Here is a 17,267-nt window from a genome sequence, read left to right as displayed (position 1 = left end):
ACTGACCCGTACAGACACAGCCGCCCCCGGTGAGAAGGTCTCACCGGGGGCGGCTGTGTGTGTACGGGTGTCACTCCTGGAGGGCGGCGAGGCTCGCCGGTCGCAGGTCCGTCCAGTGGGCCTCCACATGGGCGAGGCACGCCTCCCGGGTGTCCGCGCCGAAGATGGTCCGCCAGCCGGCCGGCACCTCGGCGAAGTCGGGCCACAGCGAGTGCTGGTTCTCGTCGTTGACCAGGACCAGGAAGGTGCCCTGGGGGTCCTCGAACGGGTTGGTCGTCATGCGTTGTCACTCCTCTTGGACGGTGCGGTGAACAACTCGGAGAGTGGCCGTTCCGGATGAGCTGCCACGCGGTGCAGCAACTCCAGGTATGCGTCGACCAGTTCGCGGGCCCCTCCGGTGCTCAGCAGGTCGGTCGCGTGAATCAGCGCGCAGTGCACCGGGCCGTCGCCGCGCGGCTCGTAGAAGCTGAGGGTCAGCTCGGCCCGGGTGACGCCGGTCGGCACGGCCACGAGGGAGCCGATGCCACCCTCCAGCTGTTCCGCGTCGGCCTGTTCGTGGTGGATCACCATGACCTGCGGGCCCTGGGGCGGCAGTCCGGTGGCCCGCACGACCGCGTCGAACGGGACGTCCTGCCGGTCCAGGGCGCTCAGTGTCGTCTCCCGTACCCGGGTCAGCAGTTCCGCGAAACTCGGGTCGCCCGCCGTGTCGGTGCGCAGCACCACCGTGTTGAAGAAGCAGCCGACCAGATCGGCGAGCTGCTCGTCGGTGCGTCCCGCGACCATCGTGCCGATCGGCAGATCGGTGCCCGCGCCGTGCCCGGTGAGCAGCGCCGCGAGGGCCGAGTGGAGCACCATGAACATGCTGGTGCCGGTGGTTCGGGCGAGCCGGCCGACGGCGGCGTGGAGCTCCTCGTCGAGGACGAACCCGATGTGGTCGCCGGGCCGGGTGGCCGTGTCCGGGGCGGCCCGGTGCGGGTCGTCGGCCGGCAGGGCCAGCCGCCCCGGCAGGCCGTCGAGCGTCCGGCGCCAGTGGGCGAGCTGCTGCCCGCCCCGGCTGTCCGGGTCGGCGAGGTCGCCCAGGGCCTCGTGCGCCCAGTGGGCGTAGTCGGCGTAGCCGACCGGCAGCGGCTCCCAGCCGGGTGCCAGGCCCCGGGCCCGTGCCGCGTGGGCCGTGACGAGGTCGCGGAACAGCGGGACCACGGACCACTCGTCGACGGCGAGGTAATGCATGGTGAGCAGCAGTGCCTGGCCGCCGTCGGGGCCGGTGAGCAGGTGCGCCCTGAGCGGTGCCTCCGCTGCCGGGTCCGGCGCCAGGCCGGCGAGTTCGGCCAGCCGGGCGTCCAGGTCGGCGCACCGCTCCACGGTCAGTGCGGGGGCCTCGGCGGGCCGCTGGTACAGGATGCCGTCCCGTTCGGTGAACGCGGTGCGCAGCGGCTCGTGACGGGCCACCACATCGGCGAGCGCGGCGGCGAGGACCCCGGCGTCGAGCCCGCCGGTGGAACGCAGCGCCAGCGCGTGGTCGACTCCGCGGCCGCGGCGGCAGGACTGCCACTGCCAGTCCTGGACGGGCGCCGCCCTCGTCGGCTCGGCCCGCGTCCCGCCGGGGCGCAGCGCGGGGCGGGCGGTGGCGGCGCCCTCCAGCGCTCCGGCGATACCGGCGACGGTGAGCGCGTCGAAGACGTCCCTGATGCTCAGTTCGAACCCGAACTCGGCGCGGATGCGGCCCAGCAGCCGCATCGACGCCATGGAGTGGCCGCCGAGTGCGAAGAAGCTGTCGTGCACCCCGACGTCGTCGAGCTTCAGGATCTCGCAGAACAGTGCCGCGATCCTGGTCTGGGTCCGGGTCGCGGGCCGGGCGTCGCCCGTCATCGCGGACCAGTCGGGCGCGGGCAGCGCGGCGCGGTCCAGTTTGCCGTTGGGCGTGAGCGGCAGCGGACCGTCCAGGGGCACCACCAGGGCCGGCACCATGTACTCGGGGAGCAGCCCGGCCACATGGGCGCGCAGCTCCTGCGGGTCCGGTTCGCGTTCGCCGGGTCCGGGCACCGCGTAGGCGACCAGCCGGACGATGTCGCCGTCCCGGTCGGGGACCACCGCTGCCTGGCCGACCGCGGGGTGTCCGGCGAGGGCCGCCTCGATCTCGCCCAGTTCGATGCGGAAGCCCCGCACCTTCACCTGGGTGTCGGCCCGGCCGAGGAAGTCGAGGTTGCCGTCCCGGCGCCAACGGGCCCGGTCGCCGGTGCGGTACATCCGGCTGCCCGGTGCTCCGAAGGGGTCGGCGACGAAGCGCTCCGAGGTGAGGGCCGCCTTGCCCAGGTAGCCGCGGGCGAGCCCGCGCCCGGCGACGTACAGCTCGCCCGCCACACCGGGCGGGACGGGCCGCAGCCTCTCGTCCAGTACGTAGGCCAGGGTGTTGGGGTCGGGCCGGCCGATGGGCACCCGGCCGGACGGGCTGCCGCCGTGCTCACGGGCGGGCCACAGCGTCGAGTTGACCGTCGCCTCGGTGAGCCCGTAGGCGCAGATCAGGTCGGCCGTGGCGCCGAAGCGGTCGAACAGGTCCGGCGGCACCGTCTCGGTGCCCACCAGGACGGTTGACCCCTCGGGCAGTTCGCAACCGGGCGGGAGCGCCGACAGCAGGGACGGCGGCAGGATCATATGGGTGATCCGCTGGTCCGCGAGGAAGTTGGTCAGTTCCGGTCCCGCGACGCCTGCCTCGTCGGTGATGAGCACGAGGCGGCCGCCGTGGCACAGCGCCATGGAGAGCTCGAAGACGAAGACGTCGAAGCCGGTGGAGGCGAACTGGAGCACCCTGCTGTCGCGTTCCAGGCCCATGCGGTCCACGGCGGTGGCCACGAGGGAGGCGATTCCCTCGTGGGGCACGACCACGCCCTTGGGGCGGCCGGTCGAACCGGAGGTGTAGATCACGTACGCGGCCTGGTCCAGGCCGACGGGCCCGCCCGGCAAGTCCGTGCGGGGCGGCTCGTCCAGTGCCGCGGCGGTGCCCGGCGCGTCCAGCAGGAGCACGGGGACGCCCGCCGCCCCGGGGATCTTCCCCGCGACCGGTTCGGTGCCGACCACCAGGGCCGCCCCCGAGTCCTTGATCATGTAGCTGAGCCGGTCCGCGGGATGGACCATGTCGAGCGGCAGGAACGCGGCGCCCAGCTTCAGCACGGCGAGCACGGTGGCGACCATGTCCACGGACCGGGGCACGGCCACCCCGACCACGCTCTCGGCGCCCACTCCGTGTGCGGCGAGCAGCCGGGCGATAAGGCCGGCCCGGTCGTCGAGCTGGGCGTACGTCACCGACCGGGAGCGGTCCACCACGGCGACGGCGTCGGGCCGTTCGGCGAGCCGCCGGGCGAACAGCGCGGGCAGGGACTCCTCGTCGACCGCCCGGGCCGTGGAGTTGAAGCCCTCCAGGACCGACTGCCGCTCCGGTGCGGAGAGGATCTCGGCCCGGGACAGCGGCTGTCCGGGATCGGCGACGAGCGCGGCGACCAGCGTGCGCAGCCGCTCGCCGAGCCGTTCGACGGTCTCCCGGTCGAAGAGTTCGTCCGCGAACTCCAGCCGGCAGCCGAGCGAGCCGGGGCCGCCGTCCGGCGCGGTGTGCTCGGTGAAGCTGAACACCAGGTCGAACTTGGCGGAACGGATCCGGAACGGCACGAACTCCACTTGCAAACCGCGCAGTTCGAGTTCCTCGCCGGTGCGGGCGTGGTAGCCGACCATCACCTGGAAGAGCGGGTTGCGGGAGAGCGAGCGCGTCGGGTTGATGGCCTCCACGACCGACTCGAAGGGGATGTCGGCGTGGGAGAACGCCGCCAGGTCGGTGTCGCGGACCCTGCTCAGGAGTTCGGTGAAGCTCGGGTCGCCACTGACATCGGTACGCAGCACCAGGGTGTTGACGAAGAACCCGACCAGCTCGTCGAGCGCCTCGTCACCGCGCCCCGCGATGGGGGAACCGAGCGGGATGTCCGTCCCGGCGCCCATCCGGTGGAGCAGAGCGGCCACGGCCGCGTGCACCACCATGAACATGCTCACGCCGGATTCCCGGGCGAGCCGCTTCAGCGCTTCATGGACCGGGGCGTCGAAGGCGATGTCGATCTCGGCTCCGGAGAACGCCGGGCGGGCGGGCCTGGGCCGGTCGGTGGGCAGCTCCAGCTCTTCCGGGGCGCCGGCCAGGACCGTACGCCAGTGGTCCAGCTGCAGGGCGGCCAGGCTGCCTTCGTCGGCGGGGTCGCCGAGCAGCCTGTCCTGCCACAGGGCGTAGTCGGCGTACTGGACGGGCAGCGGCTCCCAGTCGGGGGCCGCGCCGTCGAGGCGGGCCGCGTAGGCGGTGGCCAGGTCCCGCAGGAACGGCCGGTCCGACCACTCGTCGGTCGTGATGTGGTGCAGCAGCAGCACGACGACATGGTCCTCGGGCGCCAGCTCCACGACCGTTGCGCGCAGCAGCAGTTCGCTGGCGAGGTCGAACGGCCGGTTGACGACCGTGTCGATGATGCCCGCCACCTCGTCCTCGGTGGCCCGGACGCACTCCACCAGGGGGTGCGCCTGCTCGGCGGGCAGCACCCGCTGGAACACCTGACCATCGGGTGCGGTGAAGAACACGGTGCGCAGAGCTTCATGATGTGCCGTCACGTCGGCGAGCGCGGCACGCCAGGCCGCCACGTCCAGCGGGCCGCGCAGCCGCACGGCCAGTGAGAAGTTGTACGCGGCCGAGGTGCACTCGATCTGCTGGATGACCCACAGCCGCTGCTGGGCGTGGGACAGGGGCAGTCGCGCCGGTCGCTCACCGGCGGTCGGCACCGGTCGGGCGGGGCCGTCGGCACGGGTCGCGCGCGCTACCAGTTCGGCGACGGTCGGGGCCTCGAAGAGGTCCCGGATCGCCAGTTCCGCGTCGAGTGCGGTGCGGGCCCTGCTGACCAGCCGGGTGGCCAGCAGTGAGTGCCCGCCCAGGTCGAAGAAGTCGCTGTCGATCCCCACGCTGCCCGCGGGCAGTCCGAGCACCTCGGCGAACAGGGCGCGGAGTGTCTCCTCCCGCGCGGTGCGGGGGGAGCGGCCGGTGCCCGTACCGGCGAGGTCGGGGGCCGGCAGGGCCTTGACGTCCAGCTTGCCGTTGACGGTCAGCGGCAGTGTGTCGACGGTGACGAACGCGGTGGGCACCATGTAGTCCGGCAGTCCGGCCTTCAGATGGTCGCGCAGTCGCCGGACCAGCGCGTCGTCGGGCCCGGCAGCCTCCTCGGGGACGACATAGCCGACCAGGCGCCTGGTGCCGGCCCGTTCCGACACGACGACCGCCGCGTGTGCCACCTCGGGATGCGCGGACAGGGCCGTGGAGATCTCGCCGAGCTCGATGCGGTAGCCGCGGATCTTCACCTGGTCGTCGGTGCGGCCGAGGAAGTCGATGAGCCCGTCGGGGCGTTGGCGTACCAGGTCGCCGGTGCGGTACATGCGCTCGCCCGGTTCGCCGAACGGATCGGCGACGAACCGCTCGGCCGTCAGCGCGGGCCGGTCGTGGTAGCCGCGGGCCAGCCCGGTACCGGCGATGTACAGCTCGCCTGGGCTGCCCGGTGGGACGGGGCGCAGCATCGGGTCCAGCACATGGGCGCGGGTGCCTCGGATCGGCATCCCGACGGTGGAGGTCGCGCTGTCGGCGGTGGATCCGCCGAGCGTGTTGATGGTGTACTCGGTCGGCCCGTAGAGGTTGTAGCCGTAGGTTCCCTCGGTGCGGCGCAGCCGGGTCCAGACCGTGTCGGGGACCGCCTCGCCGCCGAGCAGGACGAGCGCGGGCCGGTGCTTTCCGGCGGCCTCGTCCCGGTCGAGCAGGCCTTCCTCGATGAGCAGTTGGGCGTAGGTGGGCGTCACATTGACCACGTCGACGCGATGGCTGTCGCAGTACGCGACCAGCGCCTCGGCGTCGCGGCGCAGCTCCTCGTCGCAGACGTGGACCTCGTGGCCCTCGACGAGCCCGAGCAGTTCCTCCCAGGACATGTCGAAGGCGAAGGAGACGGTGTGCGCGATGCGCAGCCGCCGTCCGCCGGCCGAGGCGATCGCCGGGTCGAAGATCTCCTTCTGGTGGTTGAACTGCATGTTCGTCAGCCCGCGGTACGGAGTGACGACGCCCTTGGGGCGGCCGGTCGAGCCCGAGGTGTAGATGATGTATGCGGGGTGGTCGAGGCGGCCCGGCAGCCCGTGCGCGAACGCGGGCCGCTCGGCGTCGGTGATCTCGTCGCCCGGCAGCGCGGCCAGCTCGGCGGCCACGGCCGCGTCGTCCAGCAGGAGTTCGGGGGCGACGGGGCCCTCCTCGTCGCGCAGGGACGGGGCGACGGCGGTGGTGGACACCAGGCACAGCGGTCCGGTGTCCCGCGCCATCAGGCGCAGCCGGTCGGCGGGGTGGTCCAGGTCGAGCGGCAGATAGGCGGCGCCGGTGCGCAGTACGGCGAAGAGGGCGGCCACCATCTCGATGGAGCGCGGCAGCGCGAGCGCCACCACCTTCTCCGGACCGGCGCCCCGGGCGAGCAGCAGCCGGGCCATCCGGTTGATGCGGGCGTCCAACTCGGCGTAGGTGAGAGCTTGTTCACCGAAGACGAGCGCCACCGCTTCCGGGGTACGGGCGACCTGGGCGGCGAGCAGATCGGCGACGGTCTCGTCGGGCACCGGCTCGCGGCCGGTGCGCTGCGCGGCGGCCGTGGCGGCCCGCTCGGCGGGCAGCAGCAGGTCGATCCCGGCGGTCCGGGCCCCGAGCCCGGCCGCGTCTGCGTCTGCGAGGGTTTCGGCGAGCCGGGCGAGCACGGCCGTGAACCGGTCGAGGACCGTGGTCGCGGCCTCGGCGTCGAACAGGTCGGGCCTGGCCGCCAGGGTGATCCGCAGCCGATTGCCGGGCGTGACGATCAGGGTGAGCGGGAAGTGGGTGCCGTCCACGTTGGACATGCCGGTGATGCCGTGCCGCCGCCGCAGTGCGGCGGCACGTTCCTCGCCGTCGGCCGAGCGGAGGACGAACAGGGTGTCGAAGAGCCGGCGGTGGCCCGTCTCCTGTTGCAGGGCGCCGAGCCCGACGAACTCGTACGGCATCACGGCCGCGCGTTCGGACTGCATCCGGCGCATCAGGCCGAGCAGCGGCTCGTCCGGGGTGAACGCGACACGCGCCGGGATGGTGTTGAGGAACATCCCGATGATTCCGGCCGCGTCCGGCACGTCCGCGGGCCGCCCGGCGACGGCGGTGCCGAAGACGACGTCGGTGCGGCCGGTCATCGCCGAGAGCACCAGCCCCCAGGCCGCGTTCAGCACGGTGTTCAGGGTGAGTCCGTGCCGACGGGCGGTGGCGCGCAGCAGTTCACTGGCCTGCGGCGTCAGCACGGTGTCGAAGTCTGCCGGGATGACCGGGCCGGTGTCGCGCCCGGACGGGGCGAGCAGGGTCGGCTCGTCCAGGCCGGACAGCGACCGGCGCCAGGCGGCGAGCGCGGCGCCGGTGTCCTGCTCGTCCAGCCAGCCGAGGTAGTCACGGTACGAGCCGGGGACCGGAAGTCCGGTGTCGTCGCCGGCGCGCTCGTAGAGCGTGAACAACTCCTCCAGGAACAGCCAGGCGGACCAGCCGTCCCACAGGATGAGGTGATGGGTGATCACGAGCCGGTCGCGGCCGTCGCCGAGCCGGATGAGCAGCAGCCTGCACAGCGGGGGCGAGGACAGGTCGAAGCGCCGGCGCCGGTCGACCGCCAGGAGTTCCCGGGTCCGGCTGTGCTGCTGCGCGGCGGACAGCCCGGAGAGGTCCTCCTCGACGAGCGGGATCTGTGCGCCGTCCACGATGAACTGGACCGGGCGGGGCAGCCCGTCGGCGGTGAACCCGGCCCGCAGACCGGTGTTTCGGGCCAGCAGCGCCCGGCAGGCTGCGCGCAGCCGGTCCGGGTCGACGCAGCGGTCGAAGTCGAGGGTCTCCTGGGACAGGTAGACGTCGAGCGCTTCGCCCGAGTCGTAGGTGGCGTGGAAGTACATGCCCTCCTGGAGTGGGGAGAGCGGCCAGATGTCGGCGACCGGGAGTCCGGCTGCCGCGGCGGCGACGCGGTCGGTCTCCGCCTGCGAGAGCACCAGGCCGCCCAGCGGGGCGGGCTGCTCCGGCTCCGGCGGGGTGCCCGCGGCGGAGGTCAGCTGGTCCAGCAGGGCCCGTAGGGCGGGGTCGGTGTCCGCGCCGGACTGCTCCTGAAGGGCCAGCACGGCCCGGAGGGCGGCAGCCGCCCGTCCGGCCTCGTCGGCGGGCACGGTCACGGCGTCGGCGGCATCGGCGGCCGGTTCGGAGACTGAGGGGGTGGAAGCGGCAGAAGGCGCGGAAGGGGCGGTCTGCGCCGCGGCGCACACTGCCAGTGCGGCCGGGGTCCGGCACTCGAACACATCGCGGGGGCCGATCGTCAGGCCGCGCGCGCGGGCCCGGGTCGCGACCGTGATCGAGCTGAGGCTGTCGCCGCCCAGGACGAAGAAGTCGTCGTCGGCGCCGGTCCCCGGTACGCCGAGCACCTCGGCGAAGATCTCGCAGAGGGCGCTCTCGCGCTCGTCGCGAGGTGCCCGTCCTCCGGTGCGGGGGGCGGGCCCGGCGGACGGCAGGGCGTTCTGGTCGAGCTTGCCACTGGGCGTCAACGGCAGTCCGTCCAGGACCAGGACGGCACCCGGCACCATGGGCGCGGGCAGCACGTCGGCGAGCACGGCGCGCAGGGCCTCGGGGTCCGGGACGGTGCCGGGGGCGGGCACGACGTACCCGGCGAGTGCACCGTCCCTGACGATCACCGCGGCACGGGCGACTCCCGGCAGGGCGGCCAGGGCGGCCTCGATCTCGCCGAGTTCGACGCGGTTGCCCCGGATCTTGACCTGCCGGTCGGTGCGGCCCAGGTACTCGACGGCACCGTCGGTGCGGCGCCGCACCAGGTCACCGGTGCGGTACATGCGCTCGCCCGGTCCGCCGAACGGATCGGCGACGAAGCGTTCGGCGGTCGTACCGGGCCGGTCGTGGTATCCCCGTGCCAGCTGCACACCGGCGAGGTAGAGCTCCCCCGGCACCCCGTCGGGTACCTGGCGCAGGAACGGGTCCAGCACGTGCAGCCGGGTGTTCCACACCGGGCGGCCGATGGCGACGGCGGGTCCGGCGTCACCGTCGTGGACGTGGGAGTGGGCGAAGAAGGTGACGTCCACGGCCGCCTCGGTGGGCCCGTAGAGGTTGTGCAGCGGCACGGGAGACCGCCCGGCACGGGACGTCAGCTGTGACCAGTCCCTGGCCTGGGCGCCGGTGAGGGCCTCGCCGCTGCAGAACACCCGCCGCAGGCTCGCCGCCCAGTCCGGGTGGTCGGTGACGGTCTCCAGGGCCTGGGTGAACGCGGCCAGCATGGACGGCACGAAGTGCAGCGTGGTGATCCGCCGCTCCCGGATCAGCCCGGCCAGGTAGCCGGGGTCACGGTGGCCCCCGGGGCGGGCGAGGACGACGGTGGCGCCCTCCACCAGGGGCCAGAAGAACTCCCACACCGAGACGTCGAAGGCGGCCGGGGTCTTCTGCAGGACCCGGTCGTCCGCGCCGAGTCCGTACTCCCCCTGCATCCAGGCAAGGCGGTTGACGACGGCGCGGTGGGTGACGGCGACGCCCTTGGGGCGGCCGGTGGAACCTGAGGTGTAGATCAGATAGGCCGGGTGGTCGGGACCGGCGGGCCGTACGGGGACGTCCGGGACAGCCCCGTCGCGGACGTCCGTCTCGGGGCCGTCCGGGCCGCTCTCGTCCGGGCCGACGAGAAGCCGGTCGAGGTCCGGTACATCGGGCAGCCGCCCGGCCGCATCCACGGTGGTCACGACCGTACGCGCGCCGGAGTCACCGAGCACGAACGCGACCCGCTCGGCGGGGTAGTCGAGATCGACGGGCAGATAGCCGGCGCCGGACTTGAGGACGCCCAGCAGCGCGACCATCAGTTCGGCCGACCGGGGCACGGCCACCGCCACATAGCTCTCCGGGCCGGCGCCGCGCGACCGCAGCCGCCGGGCCAGCGCCTCGGCCCGGCGGTCGAGCTCCGCGTAGCTCAGGGTGGTGTCGTCGAAGACGACGGCCGTGGCATCGGGGGTGCGGGCCGCCTGCGCGGCGAACAGCGAGGCGAGCGTGACCTCGGGGACGGGCCGGGCGGTGGCGTTGAGCCCGTCGAGGTGTGCGTGCTCCCGCTCGGACAGCAGGCCGGTCCGGGCCACGGTGCGGCCGGGCTCGGAGACCAGGGTGCGCAGCAGTGCGGTGAACCGGTTGGCGAGGACGGCCACGGTCACCTGGTCGAAGCGGGCGGCGTCGTGCTTGAACCGCAGCAGCAGTCCGGCGCTGCCCGGCTCGACGACGAGCGCGAGGGGGTAGTGCACCGCGTCGGTGACCTCGGTGCCGGTGATGCGCAGCGCCTCCGGTCCATGGGCGGCGGACAGCTCGGCGGCCGGGTGGTTCTCGAACACCACGAGCGTGTCGAAGAGTTCGCCGCCACCCGCGATCCGCTGGATGTCGGCCAGACCGAGGTGCTGGTGGTCCAGGAGCGCCGTGTGCTCGTCCTGGACTCGGCGCAGCAGTTCGGTGAGCGACTCCTCCGGGCGCAGGACCACCCGGGCGGGGACGGTGTTGACGAAGAGGCCCACCACGGAGTCCAGGCCCGCCACCTCGGTGGTGCGGCCGGACACGGTGGTGCCGAAGACGACGTCGCTGCTGCCGGTGAGCGCGCCGAGCAGCAGCGCCCAGACGCCGTGCACGACGGTGCTCAGGGTGAGCCCGTGGGTGCGGGTGTACGCGGTGAGGGCGGCGGTGAGCTCCGCGGGCAGCCGGGTGTCGACCTGTTGCGGCCTGGCCGGGGCCAGTGCGTCGTCCGCCGTCGTGGACGGGGCGGAGAGCCGGGTCGGCCCCTCCAGCCCGGACAGCGCCTGCCGCCAGGCCTCCCGTGCGGTGTCCCGGTCCCGGGCGGCCAGCCACGCCAGGTACGGGTGGGGCGAGGCGGCTGCGGGGAGCTCGTCGCCCCGGTAGGCGGCGGTGAGTTCGCGCAGCAGGACGGCGACCGACCAGCCGTCGGCGACGATGTGGTGCAGGGTGAGCAGCAGCCGGTGCCGGTGGCCGTCCCGGACGAGGGTGGCGCGCAGCAGCGGTGGCCGGGTCAGGTCGAAGCGTGCGGCCCTGTCGGCACGGAGCACGTCGTCGAGGGTGGTGTCGGCGGTGTCGGTCTCCCGCCAGGGCAGGGTGACGTGGGTGGCGAGGCGCTGGACGACCTCTCCGCCGGGAAGCTGGCGGAACGAGGCGCGCAGCAACGGGTGCCGGTCCAGCAGCTGTTGCAGGGCGCGACGCAGCCGGTCCGGGTCGACGAACCCGTCGAGTCCGAGGAGTTCCTGGACCAGGTAGAGGTCCGCAGCGCCCGCGTCGTACTCGGCGTGGAAGAAGAAGCCCTCCTGGAGCGGTGAGACGGGCAGCGCGTCCTCGTCCAGCCCGTCCACCGCGGTCGCGGTCGGGGCGGGGGCCTGCCTCGTTGCGGCGGCGCGGGCCAGGGCGGCGACGGTGCGGAGCCGGAACACCTCGCGCGGGCTGATCACGAGACCGGCGTCGCGGGCCCGGTTCACCAGCTGGATCGCGGCGATGCTGTCGCCGCCCAGCTCGAAGAAGCTGCTCCGGACGCCCACGTCCGGCAGCCGGAGCAGCTCGGCGAAGAGCCCGGCGAGCACGGTCTCGGCGGGGCCGGTGGGTGCGTCGGTGCCGCCGATGGCGGTCCACCGGGGTTCGGGCAGGGCGCGGCTGTCGAGCTTGCCGTTGGGCGTGAGCGGAAGGGGACCGTCCAGCACGACGACGGCGGTCGGCACCATGTGGTCCGGCAGGGCGTCGGCCGCCTGGGCCCGTGCGGCGGTGACGGCCGCCTCGGTGGCGGCGGCGTCGCCGTCCCCGACCAGATAGGCGACGAGGCGTTTGACGCCCCGGTGGTCGTCTCGGACCAGGACGGCGGCCTGGGCGATCCCGGGGCCGGCCATGAAGGCGCTCTCGATCTCGCCCGGTTCGATCCGGTGACCGCGGATCTTGATCTGGCCGTCGGCGCGGCCCAGGAACTCCAGATTGCCGTCGGCGCCCCAGCGGACCCGGTCGCCGGTGCGGTACATCCGGGTGCCGGGCTCCCCGTACGGGTCGGCGACGAAGCGCTCCGAGGTCAGGGCGGGGCGGCCCAGGTAGCCGCGGGCCAGGCCGCGCCCGGCGACGTACAACTCGCCCTCGACGCCCACCGGGACCGGGCGCAGTGCCGCGTCGAGGACGTAGGTGCGGGTGTTGGGGTCGGGCCGGCCGATGGGGGTGGGTCCGGGTCGCCCGGAACGGGCTAGCCACAAAGTGGAGTTGACGCTTGCCTCGGTCAGTCCGTACGCGACGACGACCTGGAGCCGTCCGGACCAGCGGGCGATCAGCTCCCCCGGTACCGCTTCGGTGCCGACGACGAGGACGGCGCCCTGGGGCAGTTCGCATTCCTGTGGCAGTGCCGAGACGAGCGACGGGGGCAGGATCATATGGGTGGCGCGGTGGTGTGCGATGTAGTCGGTGAGGTCGGGGCCGGCGACCCGCCGCTCGGCGGGGACGACGATGATCCGGCCGCCGACGCACAGCGACATGATCAGGTCCCAGACCGTCACGTCGAAGCTGACTGAGGCGAACTGCACCACACGGCTGCGGAAGTTGACACCGATCCGGTCGGTGGCCGTGGCGATGAGGCTGCCGACGCCGTCGTGGGTGACGATCACGCCCTTGGGGCGGCCGGTGGAGCCGGAGGTGTAGATGACGTAGGCGGCCTGGTCGAGGGCGACCGGGGTGCCCGGGTCGGTGTCGTCCTGGGCGGCGAGTGCGTTCGCGGTGGCGGGTTCGTCGAGCAGGAGGTGGGCGGCGTCCGTCGCCGGGAGGTCGTCCGCGAGTTCCCGCACGGTGAGGACGGTGGTGGCCCCGGCGTCGGACAGCATGTAGGCGGTCCGGTCCCGGGGGTGGTCGGCGTCCAGCGGGAGGTAGGCGGCGCCGGCCTTCATCACCGCGAGGAGCGCCACGACCAGTTCCGGGGAGCGCGGGAGGGCCACGGCGACGACGTCGGCGGCGCGCACCCCGCGGGAGGTGAGGAGCCTCGCCACCCGGTTGGCTGCGGCGTTGAGCGCGGTGTAGGTGAGTTCACGGTCCTCGTACACGAGCGCGACGGCCTCGGGCGAGCGGCGCACCTGTGCCTCGAAGGCGGCGGGCCACGACAGTTCGGCCGTTTCGCGCGGCGCCACGGCGAACTCGCCCAGCAGCCGGTCCCGTTCGGTGCCGGAGGTGAGCTCGATCCGGCCCACCGGCCGGTCGGGGTCCTCGGTGAGGGCGCGCAGCACGGTGAGGAAGCGGCGTTCGTGGTCGCGGAGGGTCTCCGCGTCGCAGAGGTCCGCGTCCGCGTCGAGGTGGACGGCGATGCCGTGGCCGCCGCGGGTCTCGGCGAATCCGAAGGCCAGGTCGCTGACCGGGCCGAGCCACTCCGGGCGGAGTTCGGCCTCCGGTCCGGCGAAGCCCAGTCCCTCGCCCCTGGGCAGGATGTTGACGGTGGGGCCGACGAGTTCCGGGACGCCGTCGACCAGGCCGAGGTCCCTGGCCAGGTCCTCGGCGCGGTAACGTCCGTGCGCGACCGCTTCGGAGATCTCCCGGCGCACGTCGGCGACGAGGGCCGCGCCCGTGGTGCCGGGGCGGACGGTCAGCAGCAGCGGGACGATGTTGGAGACCATGCCGGGGACGGCGGCCGACGCGGTGTCCTGTCGGGCGGTGACGGGCAGGCCGAGGACCAGGTCCTGTTCGCCCGTGATCCGGTGCAGATAGGCGGCGACGGCGGCGACCAGCAGCCGGGACGGCCGGACGTCCGCGTTGCCGGCGGCGGTGTGCAGCCGCTCGGCGTCCTGCGGGGAGAGTTCGACGGTGCGCCGCAGCCGCCGCGCCATCAGGGACGGGGCGCGTTCGACGAGGCGTACGGGTTCGGGGCGGCCGGCCAGGTGCCGCTGCCACCAGGCGCGATCCGCCTCGTGCTGTGCGGAGGTGCGGTAGTCCCGGTCGGCGTCCACGAGCCGGGTGAGGGACCAGTCGGGGCGGGCGGGGGCCTGCGCGCCCAGGGTGTAGAGCTCGCCGGCCCGGCGGCTGACGAGTGTCACGCCCATGCCGTCGAGAACGATGTGGTGATAGCGCTGGTACCAGCGGACCCGGTCGTCCGCGAGCCGGAGCAGCGCCTGGGCGAACAGTGGTGCCCGGCCCAGGTCGGCGGGCCGTTCGCGTTCGGTGGCCATCCAGTCGGCGGCGGCCGCCTCGGGGTCCGGGGCGTCGCGCAGGTCGACGACGGGCACCTCGACGGAGACGGCCGCGGGGCTCTGGCGCGGGCCGCCGTCCCCGGGGGTGAACGCGACGTGCAGGCAGCCGGCCTCCCCGACGGCCTGCCGGACGGCTGCGGCGAGCCGGCCGAGGTCGGTGTCGCCGTACAGGTCCAGGGCGAAGGCGATGTTGTAGGCGGAGCTGTCGGGCTCGATCTGCTGGGCCGGCCAGATCCCGGCCTGCCCACCGGTCAGGGGGGTTCCGGCAGCGTCCGTCCGGTCCGGCTCGGCGTCAAACATCGTACGAAATGGCCTTTCCCTGGTGATGTAGGCAAGGAGAGGACGCCCCGTCCGACGGTGAGCCGGGCCGGCACACCGTCGGACGAGCAGTCCTGTTCGGTCCTGCTGGGATGGGGCGGTGTGCTACTTGACGGCCGTCAGCAGCGGCACGATCTCGTCGATCGCGTAAGGGATCGAGAGAACCGTGTTGAAGGAGAACGCGGCGCCGATGTCCGGGTCCTGGTAGGGCACGAACAGGTCGTGCTTGTCCTTGCTGACCTTCAGGTTCTTGTAGAGCGGCTCGGCCTTGATCCGGTCGTTGGCGTCGGTGCTGGAGGTCACCCAGACCAGCCGGTCGACGTCCAGCACGTTCAGCTTCTCGGCGCTGAGTTCCGCGGCGTTCCAGCCCGGCTTGGCCAGCGTGTCGATCTCGGGCTTCAGCTTGAAGCCAAGCTCGGAGAAGAACATCGACTTGGGGTCGGTCTTCGTGAACGCGGAGTACTTTCCCGCCTCGAAGCTGTCGGCCACGGCGAGGGTCTTCGTCGCGAACTCGGGGTGCTCGTCACGGACCTTCTCGAAGTCGGCGTCGATGCCGGTGATCAGCTTCTCGGCCTGCGTCTTCCTCCCGAGCGACGCGCCGATCTGGCGGGTCATCACCTGCCACGAAGCCCCGTAGTCGGGAAGGTCCTTGGGCTGGGCGACGACCTTGGTGAACTTGGAGAGGGTGTCGTACTGCTCCTTCTTCATCCCCGAGTACTGGGCGATGACCAGGTCCGGCTTGAGTGCGGCGATCTTCTCCATGTTGTACTCGTCGCGCTCACCGACGATGTCCGGCGTGGCGGATCCCCACTTTTCCTTGGTCCAGGGCCACTTGCCGTACGGCTTCTCCTTGAACCAGTCCACAGAGCCGACGGGCTTGATGCCGAGTGCGAGAACCGCGTCCTGGTCGGAGAGGCCCAGGGTGACGATCCGCTTGGGCTCGGCCTCGATCGTCGTGCTGCCGTACTTGTGCTGGACCGTCACCGGGAACGCGCCGGCTTTCCCGCCGGTCCCGGCCGAGGCACTGGACCCGGCCTTCTCGTTGCCGCCCCCACAGGCGGCCAGAGCGACGGCGGCGACGGCCGCGACAGCCACTCGGGGAGCGAATCCGACGAACCGCGTCAGCGCGGGGCGTGTACCAGTGGACACGGATGTTCCTTTCAAGGGGTTTTCACTGTGCTGCCGAGGCAGCCGCGTGCAGCGGCAGGACCGGCGGGCAAGGCGGTGTGCGGGGGCGGGACCGATGACGGTCCGGAGAAGGGGGGTTGATCAGGGCGTGGCGACGCCGTCGGCGAGCGGGCGGGGCTCGTCCGTGGTGTTCTTCAGGCCGCGCTCGACGATCGAGTCAAGGATCTCGCCGACCCTGATCGCGGTGTTGGAGAGCAGCGACGAGGTGATGCCGTGGGTGTGCTCGGTGCCGCCCTGGAGGTAGATGCCGCAGCGCAGTTCGTCGTCCGTCGCGATGCGGTAGTCGCGCTCGACCCGGACGCGGCCCTCCTCGTCACGGTGGCAGTGCCGCGCCACGTCGCCGAGAAGGCCGAGGGGCTCGACGGGGCTGTACCCGGTGGCGAGGACCACGACATCGGCCTCCAGCGTGCTCTCCTCGCCGGTGACCAGGGACGTGACGGTGGCGTGCACCTTGTCCCCGGTCTCCTCGACTCCGGTCAGCCGGGAGATGTTGATGAAGTGCAGCCGTTCGGTGCCGAGCACCTTCTCCTGGTACGCCTGGCGGTAGAGGTCGTCGATCAGATCGATGTCCACCACGGAGTAGTTGGTGTTGCCGTGATAGTCTATCAGCTTGCGCTTGATGTCGTCCGGGGCGGTGAAGTACTCGTCGACCGCCTCCGGGTCGAAGATCCGGTTGGCGAAGCTGCTGTCGTCGGCCGGGCTGTATCCGTAGCGGGAGAAGACGGCGCAGACCTCGGCCCGCGGGAAGCGGCGGTGGAGGTACGCGACGTTCTCGGCGGCGCTCTGCCCGGCGCCGACCACGACGAACCGGGTGGGGTCGGTGCCCTCCAGGGCATCGACCTTGGCCAGCAGGTCGGAGTTGTGCCAGACCCGGTCCGTGCGCTCGACGCCCTCCGGCATCAACGGGCGCAGCCCGGTGCCGACAACGAGGTTGCGGGCGCGGTGGACCACCGTCTCCGCGCCCGAACGCGCCGTCACATCGACGTACTCGACGACTCCGTCACGCAGGACGGGTTCGACGGAGATCACCTCGTGGCCGTACGAGACCATGTCGTCGACCTTCGCCGCGGCCCACTCGAAGTAGTCGTGGAACTCCACGCGGAGCGGGAAGAGGTTCTTGTGGTTGACGAAGTCGACCAGCCGGCCGCGGCTCTGCAGATAGCGCAGGAAGGTGTACTCGCTGGACGGGTCCCGCAGCGTCACCAGGTCCTTGAGGAACGACACCTGCATCGTCGCGTCGTCGATCAGCATGCCGCGGTGCCAGCCGAACGCCGGCTGGCGCTCGAAGAAGTGCGCCGTCACCGCCTCCTGCCTGCCGACTCGCGCGTTGTGCTCGCTGAGCGCGATCGCCAAGGCCACATTGGACGGCCCGAAGCCGATTCCTATGAGGTCGTGGATCAGAGGTGCGTCGCCAGGATCGACCTGTGACATGTCACTCCCATCGTGCGGGACAGCCG

At 72.7% G+C, this 17,267-nt stretch carries 4 protein-coding genes; all 4 read right to left on the bottom strand.

Going from position 1 to position 17,267, the window contains the following annotated elements; all coding sequences use genetic code 11:
• Window positions 1-70: 70 nt before the first annotated feature.
• Window positions 71-280: an MbtH family protein gene (locus tag FHX80_RS26360; protein ID WP_145766463.1), complete on the bottom strand. Its 210-nt coding sequence runs from the start codon at window positions 278-280 to the stop codon at window positions 71-73.
• Window positions 277-14,604 (bottom strand): non-ribosomal peptide synthetase, encoded by a 14,328-nt coding sequence (locus tag FHX80_RS26355; protein WP_145766462.1) that lies wholly within the window; start codon window positions 14,602-14,604, stop codon window positions 277-279. Before FHX80_RS26355 ends, FHX80_RS26360 begins: the two co-directional genes overlap by 4 nt.
• Window positions 14,605-14,727: 123 nt before the next feature.
• On the bottom strand, window positions 14,728-15,771 hold the full coding sequence (locus FHX80_RS26350; protein ID WP_208764730.1) for an iron-siderophore ABC transporter substrate-binding protein: 1,044 nt from the start codon (window positions 15,769-15,771) through the stop codon (window positions 14,728-14,730).
• A gap of 120 nt (window positions 15,772-15,891) precedes the next feature.
• A complete protein-coding gene (locus tag FHX80_RS26345) occupies window positions 15,892-17,241 on the bottom strand; it encodes a lysine N(6)-hydroxylase/L-ornithine N(5)-oxygenase family protein (RefSeq protein WP_145766461.1) in 1,350 nt (449 codons plus the stop codon).
• Window positions 17,242-17,267 lie beyond the last annotated feature (26 nt).

It is taken from the genome of Streptomyces brevispora (assembly GCF_007829885.1).
GTDB classification, from domain to species: Bacteria; Actinomycetota; Actinomycetes; order Streptomycetales; family Streptomycetaceae; genus Streptomyces; species Streptomyces brevispora.
The sequence above is the reverse complement of the archived record's forward strand: the minus strand, read 5'-3'. Positions and strand labels throughout refer to the sequence as shown.